The 18632-nt window shown below is 62.7% G+C and carries 18 protein-coding genes; 11 read left to right on the top strand and 7 right to left on the bottom strand.

The annotated features are described in order from the left end of the window. Positions 1 to 9 precede the first annotated feature (9 nt). Entirely contained in the window at positions 10 to 2250 is a 2241-nt protein-coding gene (locus ACSQ2A_RS13900; RefSeq protein ID WP_436072707.1) for a Wzz/FepE/Etk N-terminal domain-containing protein, read from the top strand. Here the strand turns inward: ACSQ2A_RS13900 and ACSQ2A_RS13895 are convergent. The 3 genes from ACSQ2A_RS13895 to galU form a co-directional block, all read right to left on the bottom strand. Further along, entirely contained in the window at positions 2247 to 2549 is a 303-nt protein-coding gene (locus tag ACSQ2A_RS13895; RefSeq protein ID WP_436072706.1) for a type II toxin-antitoxin system RelE/ParE family toxin, read from the bottom strand. The two genes, ACSQ2A_RS13900 and ACSQ2A_RS13895, sit on opposite strands and share 4 nt — an antisense overlap. Then, positions 2546 to 2809 (bottom strand): type II toxin-antitoxin system ParD family antitoxin, encoded by a 264-nt coding sequence (locus ACSQ2A_RS13890; RefSeq protein ID WP_436072705.1) that lies wholly within the window; start codon positions 2807 to 2809, stop codon positions 2546 to 2548. Before ACSQ2A_RS13890 ends, ACSQ2A_RS13895 begins: the two co-directional genes overlap by 4 nt. 133 nt (positions 2810 to 2942) lie before the next feature. Continuing rightward, positions 2943 to 3854, bottom strand: coding sequence for a UTP--glucose-1-phosphate uridylyltransferase GalU (gene galU, locus ACSQ2A_RS13885; protein WP_353920061.1), 912 nt, complete (start codon positions 3852 to 3854; stop codon positions 2943 to 2945). Between the two features lie 423 nt (positions 3855 to 4277). Here galU and ACSQ2A_RS13880 point away from each other — a divergent pair, with 423 nt between their 5' ends. The 9 genes from ACSQ2A_RS13880 (at position 4278) to ACSQ2A_RS13840 (ending at position 11504) form a co-directional block, all read left to right on the top strand. Continuing rightward, complete coding sequence (locus ACSQ2A_RS13880; protein WP_436072704.1) at positions 4278 to 4460, top strand: hypothetical protein; 183 nt, start codon at positions 4278 to 4280, stop codon at positions 4458 to 4460. Positions 4461 to 4886: 426 nt separating this feature from the next. Next, the gene (locus ACSQ2A_RS13875; RefSeq protein ID WP_436072703.1) at positions 4887 to 5558 is read left to right on the top strand and encodes a sugar transferase; all 672 of its coding nucleotides are present in this window, start codon (positions 4887 to 4889) and stop codon (positions 5556 to 5558) included. 9 nt (positions 5559 to 5567) lie between these two features. Continuing rightward, the gene (locus ACSQ2A_RS13870) at positions 5568 to 5948 is read left to right on the top strand and encodes a hypothetical protein (protein WP_436072702.1); all 381 of its coding nucleotides are present in this window, start codon (positions 5568 to 5570) and stop codon (positions 5946 to 5948) included. After that, the gene (locus ACSQ2A_RS13865) at positions 5932 to 7131 is read left to right on the top strand and encodes a glycosyltransferase family 2 protein (protein ID WP_436072701.1); all 1200 of its coding nucleotides are present in this window, start codon (positions 5932 to 5934) and stop codon (positions 7129 to 7131) included. The genes ACSQ2A_RS13870 and ACSQ2A_RS13865 overlap by 17 nt, the downstream gene beginning before the upstream one ends. Continuing rightward, positions 7131 to 8417: an O-antigen ligase family protein gene (locus ACSQ2A_RS13860; protein ID WP_436072700.1), complete on the top strand. Its 1287-nt coding sequence runs from the start codon at positions 7131 to 7133 to the stop codon at positions 8415 to 8417. Before ACSQ2A_RS13865 ends, ACSQ2A_RS13860 begins: the two co-directional genes overlap by 1 nt. Continuing rightward, a complete protein-coding gene (locus ACSQ2A_RS13855; protein WP_436072699.1) occupies positions 8368 to 9366 on the top strand; it encodes a glycosyltransferase in 999 nt (332 codons plus the stop codon). Before ACSQ2A_RS13860 ends, ACSQ2A_RS13855 begins: the two co-directional genes overlap by 50 nt. Then, positions 9363 to 10841 carry a lipopolysaccharide biosynthesis protein gene (locus tag ACSQ2A_RS13850; RefSeq protein ID WP_436072698.1) on the top strand — a complete coding sequence of 493 codons (1479 nt, stop codon included), beginning with the start codon at positions 9363 to 9365 and terminating at the stop codon, positions 10839 to 10841. The genes ACSQ2A_RS13855 and ACSQ2A_RS13850 overlap by 4 nt, the downstream gene beginning before the upstream one ends. 85 nt (positions 10842 to 10926) lie before the next feature. Continuing rightward, complete coding sequence (locus ACSQ2A_RS13845; RefSeq protein WP_436072697.1) at positions 10927 to 11187, top strand: CopG family ribbon-helix-helix protein; 261 nt, start codon at positions 10927 to 10929, stop codon at positions 11185 to 11187. Further along, on the top strand, positions 11187 to 11504 hold the full coding sequence (locus ACSQ2A_RS13840) for a type II toxin-antitoxin system RelE/ParE family toxin (RefSeq protein WP_436072696.1): 318 nt from the start codon (positions 11187 to 11189) through the stop codon (positions 11502 to 11504). The genes ACSQ2A_RS13845 and ACSQ2A_RS13840 overlap by 1 nt, the downstream gene beginning before the upstream one ends. A 39-nt stretch (positions 11505 to 11543) precedes the next feature. Here ACSQ2A_RS13840 and ACSQ2A_RS13835 read toward each other — a convergent pair whose 3' ends face one another. The 4 genes from ACSQ2A_RS13835 to ACSQ2A_RS13820 all read right to left on the bottom strand — a co-directional run bounded on the left by ACSQ2A_RS13835 (position 11544) and on the right by ACSQ2A_RS13820 (position 15276). Then, the gene (locus ACSQ2A_RS13835; RefSeq protein WP_436072695.1) at positions 11544 to 12437 is read right to left on the bottom strand and encodes a polysaccharide pyruvyl transferase family protein; all 894 of its coding nucleotides are present in this window, start codon (positions 12435 to 12437) and stop codon (positions 11544 to 11546) included. Positions 12438 to 12450: 13 nt separating this feature from the next. After that, positions 12451 to 13221: a family 16 glycosylhydrolase gene (locus ACSQ2A_RS13830; RefSeq protein ID WP_436072694.1), complete on the bottom strand. Its 771-nt coding sequence runs from the start codon at positions 13219 to 13221 to the stop codon at positions 12451 to 12453. 10 nt (positions 13222 to 13231) lie between these two features. Next, a complete protein-coding gene (locus tag ACSQ2A_RS13825; RefSeq protein ID WP_436072693.1) occupies positions 13232 to 14461 on the bottom strand; it encodes a polysaccharide biosynthesis/export family protein in 1230 nt (409 codons plus the stop codon). Positions 14462 to 14568: 107 nt separating this feature from the next. Beyond that, the gene (locus ACSQ2A_RS13820) at positions 14569 to 15276 is read right to left on the bottom strand and encodes a hypothetical protein (protein WP_436072692.1); all 708 of its coding nucleotides are present in this window, start codon (positions 15274 to 15276) and stop codon (positions 14569 to 14571) included. Positions 15277 to 15619: 343 nt separating this feature from the next. Between ACSQ2A_RS13820 and ACSQ2A_RS13815 the strand changes: the two genes are divergently transcribed. Further along, on the top strand, positions 15620 to 18628 hold the full coding sequence (locus ACSQ2A_RS13815) for a tetratricopeptide repeat protein (RefSeq protein WP_436072691.1): 3009 nt from the start codon (positions 15620 to 15622) through the stop codon (positions 18626 to 18628). The last annotated feature ends 4 nt before the right edge of the window (positions 18629 to 18632 follow it).

Raw genomic sequence — 18632 nt, 5'->3', positions numbered from 1 at the left:
GGACACGATATGCTTGAAAAGAACATGTATCCCGAAGCGGTGGCGCCTCAGCCATCGGACCTGAAAACCATCGATCTTGATCGCATCTTTTCGCTGATCAGGCGGCAGGCGCTGGTGCTTGGGCTTTGCGTGGCAATGATGGTGCTGTTGGCGGGGTTTTACCTGACTATGGCGCCGCGCAGCTATCTGTCGGCGGGGCAAATCCTGATCGACAAGAAGCTTGAGCAGGTGACGAGCGGGGAGGCGGTTTCCACCAGCGCGACCGATCTTGAGGCGCAGGTGCTCAATCAGATCGAAGTTTTGCGCTCGAGCCGCGTGGCCAAGGCCGTGGCGGAAGCGGAGAACCTGATGACCGATCAGGAATTCCTCAATCCGCCGCCCTCGTTCAGTCAGCGGGTGAAGAGCCTGATCGGGCTTGGACCGCGGGCGCAGCCGGTGGCGGCGGAAGCAAGCCTTGATGAGGTAGTGGGTATGTTGCGCGCCAATGTGGTCGTTGATCGCATGGGGCGCAGCTCGCTCATTCGCGTCGGTTATGAAGCCGCGACGCCGGAGCTGGCGCAGAGGATTGCGCGGGCCTATGGCGAGGCGCTGCTGCAGGATCAGCTTAACGCGGAACTTGAGGCGACGGGCGCGGCGGCGGACTGGCTGCAGCAGAGGTTGGCCGAGATTGGCGAGAGCCAGCGGCAGGCTATTCTGGCGATCGAACAATATCGGCAGGAGACCGGGCTCTCCGTGGGGCAGGATCGCGATCTGACGACCCAGCGGATTGAAAGCCTTTCCACCAAGCTCGCGGATGCGCAGGCGGAAACGGCGCGGCTGCGCGCGCTGTCGGCACAAGTTGGGGCCGTGGTGGCGGCGGGGCCGGAGATGGCGTCGAGCGCCGTGGCGCTGCTGAGTGGCGCGCAGACCGATCCTGCGGAGCTTTCCCTGCTGCGCAACCAGGTGGCGACGCTGACGAGCCGGATTGCCGAGGTGGAGGCCAGTTATGGCGCCGATCATCCGCAGCTCGCGGTGCTGAAGGCGGAGAAGGGCGCGCTGGATAGCCGGATTTTTGCGCTGCTGCAGAATCTCGATCAGCAATATCGCACGCAGTTGGCCATTGCGCAGGAGCAGGAAGCCGGGCTTCGGGGCGATATCAATGCTGAAGGGCAGAGTGCGGGTGCCATCGGGCAGGAGCAGGTGCGGCTCAACGAGTTGCAGCAGCGCTCGGATGCTTTGCGCACGCTCTATAACAGCTACCTGGCGCGCTATGAGGAAGCCGTGCAGCGGCAGAGTTTCCCTATTCCGTCGGTGCGTATCGTGACTGATGCGCTGTTGCCGGAGCAGCCGTCGAGCCCGAGGACCATGGTCATTCTGGCAGCGGCGGTGATTGCCGGGTGTTTCTTTGGTGCGGTGCTGGGTGTTCTCAATGAACTGCGCGAGAGCGGATTCCGGACTGGGGCGCAGGTGCGTCGCGAGCTTGGGATGCGGTTCCTGGGCTATATGCCGAAGCTGCAGATCGGGCGAGGCGATACCGCAGAGGCGCGGCAGCGGAGCATTCGCGCGCTTGTACGCGGTGCCTTGGGTACGCGTGTCGGACGGCGATGGGGTGCGGCTTATGCAGAGGCGCTGAAATCGACGCGGCTGGTGCTGCAGCCGGTGTCCGATCGCGGCACCGCGGTGGTGGGTGTGCTGTCGGTTTTGCCCAATGAGGGGAAATCGACCTTCGCGCTGTCCTTGGCGGAAATGCTGACGGCGATGGGATCGCGGGTGCTGTTGCTCGATGCCGATCTTGGTGCGGGGCGGAACGGCATTCCCACGCGGATCATGCCTTCGCAGCAGGGTGATTGGCGCAACGCCGCGGCGACGGATCTCGAAACCGGGCTCGTCATGCTCTCGGCCAGTGCGCCGGAGGCTGGCGGTGGGGATCTCTCGAGTATTGCCATGCAGAAGATGCTGGCCGAGGCGCGGGGGCAGTTTGACTATGTCATCGTCGACCTTCCGGCGCTGGGGCCGGTGATTGATGCGCTCTCATTGCTGCCGCTGACCGATGCCAGTGTGCTGGTGACTGAATGGGGCAAGACCCCACGGCGTCTGGTGCGCGGTGTGTTCGAGCGCGAGCCGGAATTGGCTGATCATGTCGTCGGCGTGGTGCTCAACAAGGTCGATTTGGGGACCTTGCCGAAGTTTACCGATATCGGCGGGCTGGAGCGGTTTGCGTATCGCGGTGAAGTGCGGGCGGCGAAGGAAACTGAGGCGGCGCAGAGTTAGTCGGCGCTTCCGAACAGGATGGCTTCGAAGTCCTGCGCGCTATTGAGGACATGCAGGATGTCCACCCGATTTTGGGCGACGCGATAGAAGATCAGGTAATTGCGAAAAGGACGGCGCCGGACCTTTGTGTGGTCATATCGAGGTACAAGGGGAAAGGCGTCGGCCATGTCAGCCAACTCTTCGCAGCGATCCGATATTTCCAGCACGAAGGTCAGCGCCCTGGCGAGATTGTCCTCCGCGATATAGTCGCCAATACCTTCAAGGTCTGCTCTGGCCTCGTCGGTGTAGACGACGATCACGCTTCGCGCTCTTTGGCCATTCTCTGATATTTGGCGGCTAGTGCGTCGGCGACGTCTCGCACCGATGTGACTCGTCCTGCCTCGGCATCCGCAAGGCCACGGGCAATAGAGGCATCAAGCGCGACAAGGCGTTTTTCGCGCTCCTCTACCAGCCGCACACCTTCGCGCAGAACCTCGCTGCGGGATTGGTACCGACCGTTCTTGATCAGTTCGGACACGTACTGCTCAAGATGTTGTCCGAGATTTGCACTGCTGGCCATGGGCTACCTCCGTCTGACTTTACTACGGAGTGATAACTATTGGCAATTCTAGGTTGCCGTCTGAAAGCGCGAAACGAATGGGCCGCCGGGATGATCCGGGCGGCCCATGCTTTTTGGGTGGGGTAGGGAGAGATTATTCGGCGGCGATTTTCATGCCGTCGATGAGGGCGGTGTGGAGGCCGAGTTTGCCGAGGGATGCGAGGAAGTCGTCGGCGATGTCGTCGCGGTCGAGGGCGTAGGCGACGTTGGCGGTGAGGAAGCCCACCTTGGAGCCGCAATCGAAGGACTGGCCTTCATATTTGACGCCTGCGAAGGGCTGGGCGTGCATCAGGGTCTGCATGGCGTCGGTGAGCTGGATTTCTCCGCCCGCGCCGCGGGGCTGGTCGGCGAGGAGGTTGAAGATTTCGGGCTGCAGGATGTAGCGGCCGGAAATGATCAGGTTGGAGGGGGCGTCTTGGGGCTTTGGCTTTTCGACCATGTCGGTGATGCGGAAGCCGGCATCGGTGCCTTCGCCACGGCCGACGACGCCGTAGGACGACACTTCCTGATGCGGCACTTCCTCGACGGCGATGATGTTGCCGCCGATTTCCTCATAGGCTTCGACCATCTGCTTGAGGACGCCGCGGCGGCTCTTGAACAGCATGTCGGGGAGGAGGAGGGCGAAGGGCTCGTCGCCGACGATATCGCGGGCGCACCAGACGGCGTGGCCGAGACCGAGCGGCTCCTGCTGGCGGGTGAAGCTGGTGCGGCCGGCTGAGGGCAGATCTCTTTGCAGGGCTTCGAGGGCGGCGGTCTTGCCGCGGGTTTCGAGCGTGGTCTCAAGCTCGAACTGGCGATCGAAATGATCTTCGATGACGCCTTTGTTGCGGCCGGTGACGAAAACGAAGTGGGTGATTCCCGCCTCGCGTGCCTCGTCCACTGCATATTGAATGAGGGGACGATCGACGACCGTCAGCATCTCTTTCGGCATGGCCTTGGTGGCCGGCAGGAAGCGTGTTCCGAGGCCGGCGACCGGGAAAACGGCAGTTTTGACGCGTTTTACCATGGCTTTCTCCTGATTGAGGGTAACAACAGGTTGAATTGGAGCATGTAGACCAAAGTCGATCCAGTCAAATTGGGTTCCAGAACCGCATGGCTCGATTGCAGTTTTGCTCTCGATTCATTTTGCCTAGTTTCAAGGCAATTGGTCACATAGGCGCCATTTTATCGATTTGATGTCAGACGCTGGTGATAAGTATTTTGATATAGTTGCAAGTCTTTTCTCGGTCGCGAGGTGGGGTTGCAAGTAAAGGCGAATGAGCGCGGCGAGCTGGAAAACGCTGCCAAAAGCGCCGCGCTACGCAGTCGTGAAGGCCGGACGTATTTTAATCTGTCCGCGAGGGGTGTATTTACCGGGCACTGGTAGGAAAATGGCTGCGGCCCCAAATGGCGCCGCCTGACAAGAATGCCCGCCAGATGGAGGATGAACGTGGACGGTGACAGGCCCGAGGATGGCGCGGCCCGCAAGGTGCCTCTGGCAGCCCCCTCCGACACCGGCCAGCGTGCGCCTTTTCCCTGGCCCTGGGGGCTGGTTGCCATCGGTGTGATGGCTCTGGCCTGGGTCGGTATCTACCTTGTCTGGAACGGGGTGATGTTCCTGCTCAGCCTTTAAGGCAGAGCGGTAATACGGCCAATTCTACGCATGGTTACTTCCTTGCCGCGCTAAAAGGCGCCGCACTGTACCTTAGTACAGTATATCCCGTTCGCCGATGATCCGCTCTTCTTAAGAGCTTGATTTGCCTGGCTTTGCCCGTCGTTTCTTGGGGCAATTTTGTGACCGCGCCCCTGCATGACAGCTATGCATGAGAGGCGTTGATACCCTTTTCCCATCATGTTTGGTTCACCATACGTCGCGGCAAGCCACATGCCGTCGACACCAAATGCGGCGTCTCCGGACTGATGTTCGGGGTCTATCAGAGATGAGTGAGAAATCCGGTTTCGACGGAGCGCACGGCGCTTCAGCGACCACTTCCGCACGATAGGAAAAGGCGGGCTCTGCTGCCTTTCTTCGCAAGTCCATTCTGCGAGAGAGAACATCATGTCGATCATCAATGCCGAAGTCGGCGAAACTACCTATCCGAGCAAAGCCGGCATGCCCCGTGGGGGCGTCGCCAAGCGTGCCTTCGATGTGCTTGCTGCCTCTACGATGCTGATCTTTGCACTGCCGGCCATGTTCTTCATTGCCGTCATCATGTTTTCGACCGACCGCGGGCCGATCTTCTTCGGTCATGAGCGCATCGGTCTCAATGGGCGCCGGTTCCGGTGCCTCAAATTCCGCTCCATGGTGGTCAATTCCCAAGAGGCGCTACAGCGTCATCTGGAACTGTTCCCCCAGGCACGGACCGAATGGGAAGAGACGCAGAAGCTGCGGAACGATCCCCGGATCACCCGGCTCGGTCAGTTCCTGCGCGTCACCAGCCTCGATGAGCTGCCGCAGCTGATCAACGTGATCCGCGGGGATATGAGCCTTGTTGGGCCTCGCCCGATCGTGCAGGACGAAGTTGTCCGCTACGCTGATGATATTGCTCACTATTCGGCCGTGCGTCCGGGGATCACCGGGCTCTGGCAGGTCAGTGGCCGCAGCGATGTCGGCTATGACCAGCGCGTACAGCTCGACAGCACCTATGTGCGCGAATGGAGCTTTACCGGTGACATGGTCATTCTTCTCAAGACTGTCAGGGTTGTCGCCCTTCGAACCGGCAGCCGGTAGGAGAACCATATGGCCATTCTTTCGCTTCGACCGGGTGCGTTTCGCACCCGTAATCCAGGCCGGGACGCCGAGACGGACCAGGCCCGAATGGAAACCGTGCGCAATGCCATTCTCATGGCCCTCGCCGATGCCCGCCGCGAACGCGACGGGCTGAAGCAGCGCATGAGCATGTATTATGCTCAGGCGGCGACCATGCTCGATACATCCGAAGAGTATGGAATGCGCGCCGCGGCTGACGAGGCGGTGATCCGCTCGGCCGAGCAGAGTGCCTCCAATGCGCGCAAGCGCGTGTCGCAGCTCGAGCTGCAGATGGAGAAGTTTTTGGCGCTGATCGGGCAGCTCGATGGGGCGCCCGCTGAAACGGCTGCGGCCGATGTCGATATTGCCTGAAGCCCCGGCCGGGGCCGCGCCGCTGATCTCGGTGGTGATGGCCAATTTCGAGGCGGGCGAGAAGATCGTTCACGCCCTCCATTCGGTGCTGCGGCAGAGTGTGTCTGACCTCGAAGTCATCGTCAGCGACGATGGCTCGGGGGACGACAGCCTTGCCCACGTGCGGCGGCTGATGGAGGTGGATGGGCGGATCAGGCTCATCACCACCGATCAGAATGGCGGGCCGGCGCGCTGCCGCAACCGGGCGCTTGATGTGGCGCGTGGACGCTGGATCGCGGTGGTCGATTCCGATGACATCATTCATCCCGAACGGTTCGAGCGGCTGCTGGCGGCTGCGGCGGCGCATGATGCCGATATCGTGGCCGATGACCTCCTGCTGTTTTTCGAAGATGGCTCTGCGCCTCGCCTGATGCTGGGCGAGGGGGTGGAGCGGAGTTTTCTGGTTTCGACCGAATGCTGGGTGCTCGCGGGGACCGATGGTTCGCCAGCCTTGGGCTATCTGAAGCCGCTGATTTCGGCGGAGCGGCTGAAGGCGGTTCGCTATGACGAGGGGCTGCGGATCGGCGAGGACTTTGACCTGATCCTGCGGCTGCTGCTCGACGGCGCTAGCATGCTGATCGTGCCGGAGCCGTTTTATCTTTACCGCCGGCATTCGGGGTCGATTTCGCATCGGCTTTCGGTGGCGGATATGGAAGCCATGGTTGGGCGGCAGAAGGCGCTGATTGGTGCTTTTGGGCCCATCGATGGGCGGATTGAAGCGGCCTTCCGGCAGCGGCTATCGGGATTGGAGCAGGGGCTTGCCTATGAGCGGCTGGTGGCGAGCGTGAAGGCTCGGCGGCTGGCTTCGGTGCTGGCGCTGGTTGCTAGAAATCCCGGACATGTTGGGCGGCTGTGGTCTTCGTTTGCGGAAGGCCGGCAGCGGCGCGCGGCGCCGGTGCAGGCTGCGTTGCCTTCGCCTGTGCTCGTGCTTGGCGCGGGGGCGGGCGAGATGGTGCCTGCCTATGTGCCGGTGTCGCTGACAGATTGGTCGGCGCCGGCCAAGCGTGAAATCTGGCGCGGGCTGGCGGCTCGGCGCGGGACGGGGGCAGTGCGTTGCATTCCGCTCGATGCGGCGGGGCGCTATGCGGCCGGGTTCATTCCTGAAGTGGTGGTAGCGGCCCCGGAAATGGCGGAGGCGTCTTGATGCAGATGCCGGCGCGTTTGACCGTCAACATGGCTACCCTTCTTACATTCGGCGCCTTTGCGGCGCTGGTGCTCAATGCCATGCTCGGGTCGATGGCGGCGCTGGCCTTCATGGGCTGCGGGGCGTTGCTGATCGTGAGCAATCCGCACCAGACGATCGATAGCCTGAGGCGGTGGTGGCCGGTGTTGCTGTTGCCTGCCTATTGCATGCTGACCTCGCTGTGGTCGCTCTATCCTTCCAATTCGCTGCGCTATGGGCTGCAACTGACGTTTACGCTGGCGGTGGCCATCGTGATCACCGGGCGGGTGTCCACGTCGACGCTGATGCGGCTGATGTTCATTGTTTACGGCATCGGCGTGGTGGCCAGTCTCGCCTTTGGCAAGACGGGGCTGGGTGGCGCCTGGGTCGGCGCGTTTGGCAGCAAGAATGCTGTGGCGGCACATATCGCGGTTTTTGCGCTGATATCGGTGGCGGTCGCGGTGGATCGGGATTCGCCGGTTATGCTGCGGTTGTTGGCGGCGGGCGGTGCGGTGCTGTCGGGGCCGCTGCTGGCGCTGGCTCAGTCGGCGGGTGCTATTTTGATGCTGGCGCCCTGTATGGCCATCATCCTGTTGACGCTGCTGATTACGCGGCTGACGGGCATGCAGAAACTGTTCGTGGTGGTGATGCTGGTTATCGTGGGCGCGGCGCTGGCGCTGCTGATCATGGTGGCGGGCAATACGCTGCTGGCGGAAATACTCGAAGGCTCGGGCAAGGATGCGACCCTGACGGGGCGCACGGATCTCTGGGCGACGGGGCTTAGCTTTATTGCCGAGCGGCCTTTGCAGGGGCTGGGTTATCGCTCGTTCTGGGTGATCGGCTTTGCGCCGGCCGAAGAGCTTTGGTCGATGTTCGACGTGCCTTCGGGCGCGGGGTTCAACTTCCACAACACCTATATTTCCAATGCCGTCGAGATCGGGCTGATCGGGCTGACGCTGCAGATCATCATCATCTATGGCGGGGCCCTTGCCATGGCCGCCTATACCTTTGCCCGGCCCAATGCGCCCAATGCGCTGCTGCTGGCGCTGCAGGCGCTGATGATCCTTCGCAGCTTCATCGAGGTGGAGGTGTTCTTCGAATTCTCCATCCGCTCGATCATGGGCATTGCCACCCTCATTTATGCCGCGCAGGGGCTGCTTGCCCTGCGCGCCCAATCCGCTGCGCCCGCGAGGCGCCGTCCTGGAGGTCTTTTCAGCCATGTCCGAGTACCAGCCCGGCCTCGTCCACTTCCGCACGCCGACCTATAAGCGCCCCGAGGCGCTGCGCCGCGCGCTCTATTCGATGATCGACCAATCCTGGCCTCATTGGGTCTGCGACGTCTATGACGACGATCCGGACCAGGCGGCGCGATCGGTGGTCGCGGCGATCGGGGACAAGCGCATTCGCTATACGGCCAACACGCCGCAGCTTTTTGCCTCGAAGAATATCGACCACTGCTTTTCGGCCGAGAATCCACACGCGGCGGAGTTCTTCTGTGTGGTGGAGGACGACAATTTCGTCCTGCCCGATTTTTGCGTGGCGAACATTGCGCTGGTGCGGAGCCAGGGTGTCGAGATCGTGCTACGCAATCAGTACTTTGAATATGCGAGCGGCACCGAGCGGGCCGCCATCAGCGATGTGGGCGTGCTCGATGAGCTCTTTACCGAAGGGCTTTATGAGGCCGGCGATTTCCGCATGGCGCTGTTGGCGGGGATCGGGGTTTCCAATGGCGGGTTGTTCTGGTCGCTGAGGGCGAAGTCGCCGCTTGAAATCCAGTATGGATGCACGGCAACGCTGCAGGAATATTTGCGGACCTATTCGGTGGTTGAGCCGGTCTATGTGGCCATGGAGCCCCTGGCCGTTTGGGCCGAGAATGCCGAGCAGACGACGCGGAATGCGGAGCTAAATGCCGGGTATTTGCGGCGCGAGCTGGATCTGAAGCGGTCGGTGCAGGCCTTGCGGCAGCGGGTCTGGACTGAGGCGAGTGCGGAGCAGCGTCAGCGGTTTCTGACCGATCCGCGGTTTGCGACGCCGATTGGCGTGCGCGCGATGAATGTGGGCAAGGCGCTGCTGGGGCTGGGGCTGTCGCCGCATGTATCTCCGGTGGAGGCGGCAAAACTCCGGTCGCGTGGAATGATGATCCGGCTGCTTGGGCGGGTGACGCCGGAGTTTGAGCGCTTCGTCGCCTCGCGTGATGGGTTGCGGCACAGCGCATGAGTGTCACGACAGAAGTGGGAGGCAAGCGGCTCGATCATCTGAAATCGGGCCGGGCTTCGGCTGCGATCAAGGGCACGATGTGGTCGCTGGTCAGCAGTCTCGCGCCGGCCCTCCTCGGATTTTTGGTGTTTCTGGCGACGTCGCGGGTGCTCACCCCGGCCGAGTTTGGGATTGTCGCCTTTGCCGCGAGTATTGCGACGGTCGGGCTGGCGGTGGCGCCGGCGGGGTTTCGCGAGGCGCTGATCCAGCGCACGGATATTGAGCCCAAGCATCTTGATACGGTGTTCTGGCTTTGCGTTGGGGCGGCGGTTCTGATTTTTGGCGCGCTCTGCGTGGCGGCGCCGTTTGTGGCTTCGTCTTCGGGCGATCCGTTGCTCACGGCGCTAGTGCCATTCATTTCGGCGCGGGTGATTTTCGATATGGCCGCGGCGGTGCCCAATGCGCTCTTGGTGCGGACCATGTCGTTCCGGATGTTGGCGCTGCGGACAACGGCAGCGTCGCTCGTTGCGGCCGTGGTTTGCCTGGGGCTGCTCTGGGCCGGGTTTGGGCTTTGGGCGCTTGCGGCTTCGCAACTGGCGGGGTCGGTGACGACCTGTATCGGGGCGCTGATCGCGGCGCGCTGGAGGCCGGGGTTTCGATTTGACCTCAAGGCATTGGGCGATCTCAAGGCGTTCGGGCTGTTTTCAACGGGCAACCACTTCATCACCACGATCAGCCTCGATCAGCTTCTCATTGGCGCGCTTCTCGGGCCGGCGGGGCTGGGTATTTACGGCTTTGCGCGGCGGATTTTTCAGATCCTCACGGACCTCCTGTCGGGGGCGCTGAACCTTGTTTCCTATTCGCTGCTGTCTTCGATGCAGGGGGAGAAGGCGAAGCTGCGCGAGGCTTATCTGCTCGGGACCTTTGCGTCGTCGGTGGTGGCATTTCCGGTTTTTGCCGGGCTGGCGCTGGTGGCAGGCGATCTCATCCCGCTGGCTTTTGGCGAGCACTGGATCGAGGCGGTGCCGGTGGTGCAGGCGTTTTGCGCCCTGGGTGTCCTGACTGCGGTGGGGATTTTGCAGGCCTCGCTAATCCGCAGCCAGGGGCAGGCCGACCTGTGGTTCTATTATGTGCTCAGCAAGCAGGTGGTGACGGTGCTTTACGTCTTCCTGTTTGCAGGCTGGGGCCTGTTGCCGCTGACGGTGTCGCTGGTGGTGCTCAATGCGCTGATGTGGATGCCGACGCTGCACATGGTGGTGCGGCTGCTGGGCATTTCGCTGTTGTCGTATCTGGGGTCGTTTGCCCTACCGGTGCTGGCAACCGCGGTGATGTGGGGAGCAGGGTGGCTGGTGCAACGCGAAATGGGCGATGCCGAACCGGTATTGCGGCTCGCTGCGACCATTGGTGTCGCGGGGACGAGCTACGGGGCGGTCATTGTTGTGCTGGGTCGCGAGCGGGTGCAGCGGATGGTGGGGTTCTTGCGGAAGAAGCGTTAGCTGCTGCTGCCTTACCTACGAGCCTTTTGGTCGTTTGCGTTCAGATGGTTTTGTAATACACTGTAGTTCGATCTGGAGTGTAGCCATGTCAAAACCACAGCTCTCTGACCCAATCACGCTTCGCCTGCCGGTGGATGTGCTCGAAGCGATCGAGCGCATCGCGGAAACGTCTGATCGCTCCCGTAGCTGGGTGATGGTGCGTGCGATGCGGCTTTACCTTGCCGGTGAGGGCGCTGAGATCCTCAACGTTGCAGACGGCCTTGCGCAGCTCGAGAAGGGCGAGTCCGAGGATATGGATGATGTCATTGCGCAGGTAGAGCAGATCGTCCGCGGCAATGCCGCTTGATGAAAGTCAAACTCTCTAGAAACGCCGCTGACTATGTTCGGCAGGAAGCTGCTTATCTTCGCCAACACAGTCGTGCAGCGGCCGAGCATTTTCTGGAGCGCGTCAAGTCGGTGAGGCGTGATCTCGCGGGCTTTGCGGAAGCGGGCTTTTCCGACGAAGGGCTACCTGTCCCTGGCTTACGTCGTCTCGTGAGGGACGGGTACTTTTACGACTATCGTATCCGGGAAACCGAAATCGAAGTCGTCGCGATTTCAAGTTCCGTCAACAGACCGCTTCTGAACCCATCTGACGATGATGATCTGGATTTCGAGGTCTGAGACAGAGGGCAAGTTACTCCCTCTGTCATCTCAGTGCGCTTAGCTCACCGCCATGCGGCTGCGGACAAAACCGTCTACCGCCGCCTGAGCCATTTCCGTGACTTCTACGATCTTTGCGTCGCTGCTGAGCTGGGGCTCGAGGCGGGCCATTTGCTGCAGGTGCTTGGCGGCGATGCTGGTGAAGATGCGGTTGGGGATGGCGGCGAGGGGGGAGGCGTTGAATTGGCCGACCTTGCCGAGACGACCGCCGCGGCCGGTGCGGCCGATGTAGTATTCGAGGACGCTGGTGGGCTTCAGTTCGTTGAGACGGACGTCGAGGTTGAGGGCGCCGGCCCAGTCGAGCCACTTCTTGTGGTGGCCGCCATAGATGGGGCGGGCGCCGATCCAGGGGGTGCGCAGGGCATCGGCGACGATGGCGCCGTGCATGGCTTCGGTGATGAGGAGGCGGGCGCCGCGGATCTGGCTGAGGACGGTGTCTACGGGCGCGGTGGCGTCGATCAGGGTCATCCCGGCCATGCGGCAGGCTTCGGCCCAGTCGCCGCGTTCGAGGCTTTCATAGTGGGGCATAAAGGCGATGTTGACGCTGTCGTCGGGGGGCGGCAGGTCCATGGCGCGGAGGAGAATGGCGCTGTCGCAGATTGAGAGTTCGGGATCGATACCAAGGGTTTTGGCGGTGTTGGGGCCGCGGACGAAGCGGATGTCCCAGGTGCCGTCGTTGACATCGGGCAGGCCCATATAACCGGCATAGCCGGAGCCCATGACGAACTTTCGCGACTTTTCGGGGAGGTGGTCGCCAATGATGGAGCCGATGCCGACAAAAAGCTCGCTTTCGTCTTCGTCGAGAAAGCCCTTGGGCAGGAGCGCGGGCCAGACGTGAAGGTTCAACTCATCGCCGAAATTGGGCACGTGGCCGCGGAAGAATACCAGCTTCATCGAGAAGTCCTTTTCAGTCCTGGCAGAGGATGGATTGTTCGAATGCGCACTCTTGGTCGAGCGGCGTGAAGGCGACCCAGTCGACCTCCATGGCGATGGGGGCGGTCACCGGAGTGAACTGGCCCATCCAGTCGGTCAGGGTATCCGTGCCCCAGAGGCTGAAGAAGACACGCTGGGGATTGCTCGGAATGGTCTTGGGGTCGTCCATGGTGCGGACGAGCTGGCCGTTGATGTAGTAGCGCAGTTGGTCCGGCTCCCAGGTGAAGGCGAAGGTGACGAAGTCGCTGTCGGAGGGATAGGGTAGGGCGTGGGATTGGCCGCTGCCGATTTCGCCGTCGCCGCTTTTGCCATTCACGAAGGTCGTTGTGTCGACGTGGCCGGTGTCGCGGGTGAGGATTTCGAAGTCGATCTCGTCGTGCGGCTTGCCCTGTTGGGGGCCGATATAGGTGAAGAAGGCGGCGTTTAGGCCCGAGCCGGACGGGGTTTTGAGGCGGGTTTCGTAGGTGCCGTAGCCATAGGCTTTGCGGGTTTGCAATTCGCCGCAGCGATATTGGCGATCGCCCTTGGGCTGGGGCGAGAAGCCGACGCGGAGCATGCCGCCTGAAGCGGTGACCTGATCGGTGGACCAGGTGCAGTTCTGGTGGGCGCCATTGGCCCAGCCATCGGCGACGTACCAACGGGATTGGTCGAGCGTGTCAAAGCCATCGAAGAAGGCGTCTTGTGCGACGGCCGGGGTGGCGATGCCGGCTGCCAGAAGGGCGAGAAGTCCGAGCGTTTGCTTCATCTCAAAATCCTCACTGTGCGAAGGCCAGGCGGGCGATGACGACGTCGCCGGAGATGAGCGGGGTGCCGATCTCGGCGGGGATTTCAGCGCCGTCGCGGATGATGGCGTAGCTGTAGGAGGGGGCGGTTTCGCTTGATGCGGAGACGCCGGTGTAGAGCACAGCTTCCTGGACGAGGCCCTTCTGGGTCGAGATTTTCAGGGCAAGGGCGCTGATCTGGCCGTCGACGGTCTGGCGCTCGAGTGTGAGATCGGAAATGCGCTGATCGGTCAGGCGGGCCTGTTCGCGATTGGCCGTGGCGATGGCCTGCTGGGCCTGAAGGGTCGCGGTTTCGGTATCGAGCAGGCGGGATTCGAGATCGGCGACATTGGTCTGGAGCGAGGTCACGCGTGAGGAGAGGGCGAGGCCGTCGTCGGAAAGGGCGGTGATCTTGTCGAGCTGGTCGCGGGCGGTTTCGAGCTGGCCCTCGGCGCTGGTCTGCTTCTGGTTGAAAGCGGTGATCTGGGTCGTGAGGAGGGCGACTTCGTCGGTGAGGGAGGTCGACTGGGCTTCGGCCTGCCGCTTCTGCGCTTCAAGGATTGCGGTCTCGGCGGCGAGAAGCGATTGCAGATCGGGATGGCCTTCGAGCTCGGGGGGGACGGGGATCTGTTCCTGATTGGCGAGTTCGGCGTCTAGCCGAGCGCGCCGGATGAGGAGGCGGGCATATTCGTCTTCGAGAACGTCGAGCGCGCCGGATGTGCTGAGCATTTCCTTTTCGGGGCGAGCGACGGCTTCGGCGCTGCGGCGTTCGCCGCCGGCGAGGGCCAGGGCTTTTACGACTGTCAGGTTGGGGGCGAAGGGGTATTCGCCGGGGGAGCCGACATCGCCCGAGACGTAGATGGGGCCGTAGGTGGAGACCTCTACGGTGACTGAAGGCGCGGTTGGCAGGCCAAGGGATTGCTGCAGGGCGGTGCCGAGATTGGCGGCCAGCTCGGTGCTGGTTTTGCCCAGGCTCTCGGTTGGGCCGACCATGGGGAAATTCACATTGCCGTCGGCGCCGACGATGTAATCGCCGCCAAGCGCCGTCCATTCCTCGAAGGTGGAATCGGCGGCTTTCCATTGGACTACCTTGATGGCCAGCTTGTCCGAAATGCCCAGGATGTAGGGTTCGGCGGCCTGCGCCGCGCCTGACGCTGCGAGGGCCAGAAGGCATACGGAGACGCGGCGCGCGGCAGAGTAAGTCCAGTCGGGGGCGAAGATCATGTCCCCATCCTTGCTTCTATTCGTGGGATGAGGATCGTCGCGATTGATCATGCCCGCAATGGGGCAGGACTTCGGGACAATCGGGGCTCATGCGGCTGACGAGAGGGTCAAGCCGTTGATTTTTCTGATCGTTCCGGGCGGAGATCGAGTATTGCCGGCTCGCTCAAGGCAGGCATGCGGGGGGCGGGCAACTCGCGGCGGTCGGTGCCGCGGGCGCGACGGGTTTTGATACCGCCGGGAGCATAGCCGAGGGAGGCGAGCCTGCGCCTTTGCTGGGGCGTGAGGGCGGGCCAGATCACGGTGCGCTGACTTTCATCGAGGCTGCCGAACTCGTCCTGATGGGCGATACTGCGGGTCTGAACTTCGAAAATGCGTGGGTCGATGGGCTCGTCCAGTTGGGCCATGCCGGCGAAGAGAACGGCCGCCGGTTGTGGGGACAATTGCAGATTGCGTTCGAAGTAGACGATGATTTCGCCCAGCTGGAGATCGGGCAGGGCAGCCTGCACCTTGCGGATGGCCTCCTGGCAGGTGCGCTGCTTTTGGCGGGCGGTGAGGCCATGGATATAGGCCCGAACCGAGGGGATATCGAAGCGATCTCCGTCGATGACGCCGCCCACAGGATAGCGGCCGACGCAGCGCTGACAGATCCAGAGTATGTCGTCGCCGCGGGCGACTTCGTAGGTGAGGCGCTGGTGCGTCTGACCGCAAAAGCCGCAGATGCTGCTGAGGGTTACGTCATCCGTTATCGCCCAGGTGAAGGACCAGGCCTTGGGATCGCCCACGGCCTCGTTCAGCGTGTAGCGAAATCGGGACATCGGCATGCTTCAGCCTCTTAGTTCATTGCGCGAGCCCAATCACGGGCGCGTTACCAAGACACGAAAACCACGGCAACCTCTGGGCCACTGGGCAACGAGATATGTCAAAAGCTGGGAGATTTGGTGGCCGAATGGCCTTCCCCTATGCGCCATTGCCCCGCCGCGGCCGCAAGAATGCCTGACGTGACAATAGCATGCGGCGTTTCTCGTTCCATGCCGGCGCAGCAAGAGGGGCATGCGCATAGCGGCAGCGCTTAATTTGTGATGAGCGGATTTTGACGCTCATCAATGCCAAAGGCACCGAGGCGGCGATCCTGGTGGTTTACTCTGCTCGGAGACCGCCATGCGCCACCTGCCCATTCTGTTCGTCTTGTGCGTGATCAACCCTGCCGTGGCGGCCGCGGGAGAGGAAGTCTGCGAAGTGACTCTTTCTGCGCCCAGTTGTGTTCTTGCTGCCCTTGAAACTGCATCGGCGCAGGGCGATCCGACGGCCAAGGTGGAACTGGCCCAGGCTCTGCTCAAGGGGGGAACGCCGGGCAGTGCGGAGCGGGCGGTGCGGCTGCTTTCTGGAGTGGCGGAGCGGGGGGATGCCTGGGCCGCTATCCTGCTCGCCAATCTCTATCGGCAGGGAGAGGTGGTGGAGCAGGATGGTACCAAGGTGGTGGCGTTGCTCGAGCCGCTGGCCGAGGCGGGCAATGCGGGCGCGCTGACGGAGCTGGGGGAGCTGTACCTCGCCGGTGCGAACAAGGCGCCGAGGGATGTGCCACTGGCCGCAGAGTATTTTGAACGGGCGGCGGCTATCGGCGATTCTTGGGGCAAGTTTCAGTTGGCGTCGCTTTTGATCGACGGAGAGGGTGTTGCGCGCGATATCGGCCGGGCGGTTGGCCTTCTGGAGGGGGTTAGCAAGGGTGGCGATCCCTGGGTGCTCATCACGCTGGGCGATCTCTATGCCAAGGGCCTGGCTGAGCCGGCGGAAAAGGCCATAGCCTATTTTGAGGAAGCGGCGGCGAGTGGCAATGCGGCGGCGATGACCCGGTTGGCTCAGGCGTATGCGAGCGGGCTGGGAACCGCGGCGGCGGATCGGGCGAAATCGCGGGGATTCTGGGAGGCGGCGGTGGCAAAGGGCGACAGTTTTGCCAGCATCAATCTTGCACTGCTGCTGTTGGCCGATGGTGACGAGGCTTCGGTCGATCGGGCGGTGGGCTTGCTCGATGCTGGCGTGGCGCGGGGGGAGGCGTGGCCGGCGACGGTCCTGGCGGACTTGCTGGTTCGCGGGGACAAGGTTCCGCAGGACGCTCGACGCGCGGTGGATTTGCTGACGCCGCTTGCTGAAGAGGGCAATCCGGCGGCGCGGGTTGCGTTGAGCGACATCTATCTCAAGGGGGCGGGGAGTGTCGTGGCGGACCCGGACCGCGCTTTTGCATTGGTTGAAGCGGCCTTCGAGCGGGGCGAGGCGCAGGCGGTGAGTCGTCTCGGCTTCATGCTGGTGCGTGGGCAGGGCACGAAACAGGATATTTCGAAGGGGTTGGGGCTGCTGGACAAGGCGGTGTCGGCGTCGACTGATCCGTGGCTTGCGATCGATGTGGGTGCGATGTTGGCCAATGGCGATGTCGTTCCGGTGGATGGGGACAAGGCGATTGCCATGTTCAAGAGGGCGGCCGATCTCGGGAGTGCGGCGGGTCTCTTTCGACTGGGGATCAGCTACAGGGACGGGGTGGGCGCGGTCGAGCCGGACCCGGTTGTGGCACGGACGTATCTCGGGCAGGCGGCCGAAATGGGGGACAATGCTTCGCGCGTGACCCTGGCGCAGATGCTGCTCAAATCCGAGGTCAGGGCGGAGGTTGACGAGGGTGTTCTGCTGCTTGAGGCGGCGGCCGGGGAACACGATGTTTGGGGCACGACCAGCCTTGCCGCGCTGCTGCTCGAAGGGCGGGTGCTGCCGAAGGATGGCGCGAGGGTTCGGACGCTGCTCGAACCGCTGGCGGAAGAGGAGAATCCGGCTGCGCTGGCGATGTTGGGCGATCTCTATGTGAAGGGGGCGGAGCCGGTTGAACCAGATCCGGCGCTGGGGCGGGACTACTATGAGCGGGCCGCGGCGCTGGGGGAATTGGGGGCCAAGAACAAGTTGGGTTTGATGTTGTTGGCGGGCGAGGTGGGACCGGCAGACCCCGAGCGCGGGCTCAAATTGCTGCGTGAAGTTGCCGAGGCGGGGGATGGCTGGGCGAAAATCCAGCTTGGGGACGCGCTGACGCAGGGCGGTGCTGTTGACGTCGATGCCATGGCAGCGCGGGGCTACTATGAGAGGGCGCTCGACCAGGGCATTGACGCAGGTGCGGTGAAACTGGGGCTGCTCTATCTCAATGGTGCGGGGGTGCTGCGGCCGGACCCGACCAAGGCCGCCGAGTTCTTCGAAGAGGCGGTTGGCGATGGCGACGACCTTGCCAGAATTCAGCTGGCGCTGATGCATTTCGAGGGGCGCGGGGTTGCCAAGGATTTGGGGCGCTCATTGGAGCTGCTGGGAGATGCCGCGCAAGACAGTGCCTGGGCCAACGGCATCCTTGGCGGGTACTATGCAGATGGTCGCTATGGCCAACCGGATTATCAGAAGGCGCGGGATTACTTTGAGCGGGCTGTTCAACTTGGCGATGCCAGCGCCAGCTTCCGGTTTGGAGGGCTTCTCGCTTCGGGGCCACTGGCGACCGAGCATCGGGACGAAGGGCTTGCGCTGGTTCGCGGGGCGGTGGCGCAGGGTGTGCCTGGCGCGGCGGTTGAAATGGCGCGTTTGGAAATGATGGGTCTGGGCGGGGGCGGGGGCGGGGGCGGCGCGGCGGCGGAAGAGCGGCTTCTGGCGGAGGTTGGGAGCGGAAATCCCGCGGCCTTGCGGCTTTTGCTACAGCTCTATCGGTCGGGCGGAGGGGGGCTATCTCCGTCCATTGCCAAGGCGAGAGCGTCGCTTGACCAATATGGCGATCTGCTAGCGCCCGAGGCGGCGACGTTTGAAAGCATGGCGCTTTATGCCGCCGGGCCGCCGACGCCGGATGCGATGCAGCGGGTGGGAGAGAGCTTTGGCAAGCTCGGCGCGGGCGATGTTTCGCAGGCGGTGCAGATGCTCTTCTGGAGCAACAAGAATGCCTATGTCTATGTACTGCAACAGCAATTGAAAAAGGCGGAACGCTATGGGGGAGCGCTCGATGGGCGCCTGACGCGCGGCACTATTGCTGCGTTCAACGCGGCGTGCCGGGAGAGCGGTACCGAAACGCAGGTCTGTTCGGCGGGGCCGCTGACCCCGGACTATGCCGTGTTGATGTCCAAACAGATATCGAGTTTCGACGTGGGGCCGATGTCTCCGTGACCCC

Source organism: Devosia sp. LjRoot3, from assembly GCF_964252865.1.
In the GTDB taxonomy this organism is placed as follows: Bacteria; Pseudomonadota; Alphaproteobacteria; order Rhizobiales; family Devosiaceae; genus Devosia.
Note: the sequence above shows the minus strand (reverse complement) of the source record. Positions and strands in the feature narration are given on the sequence as shown.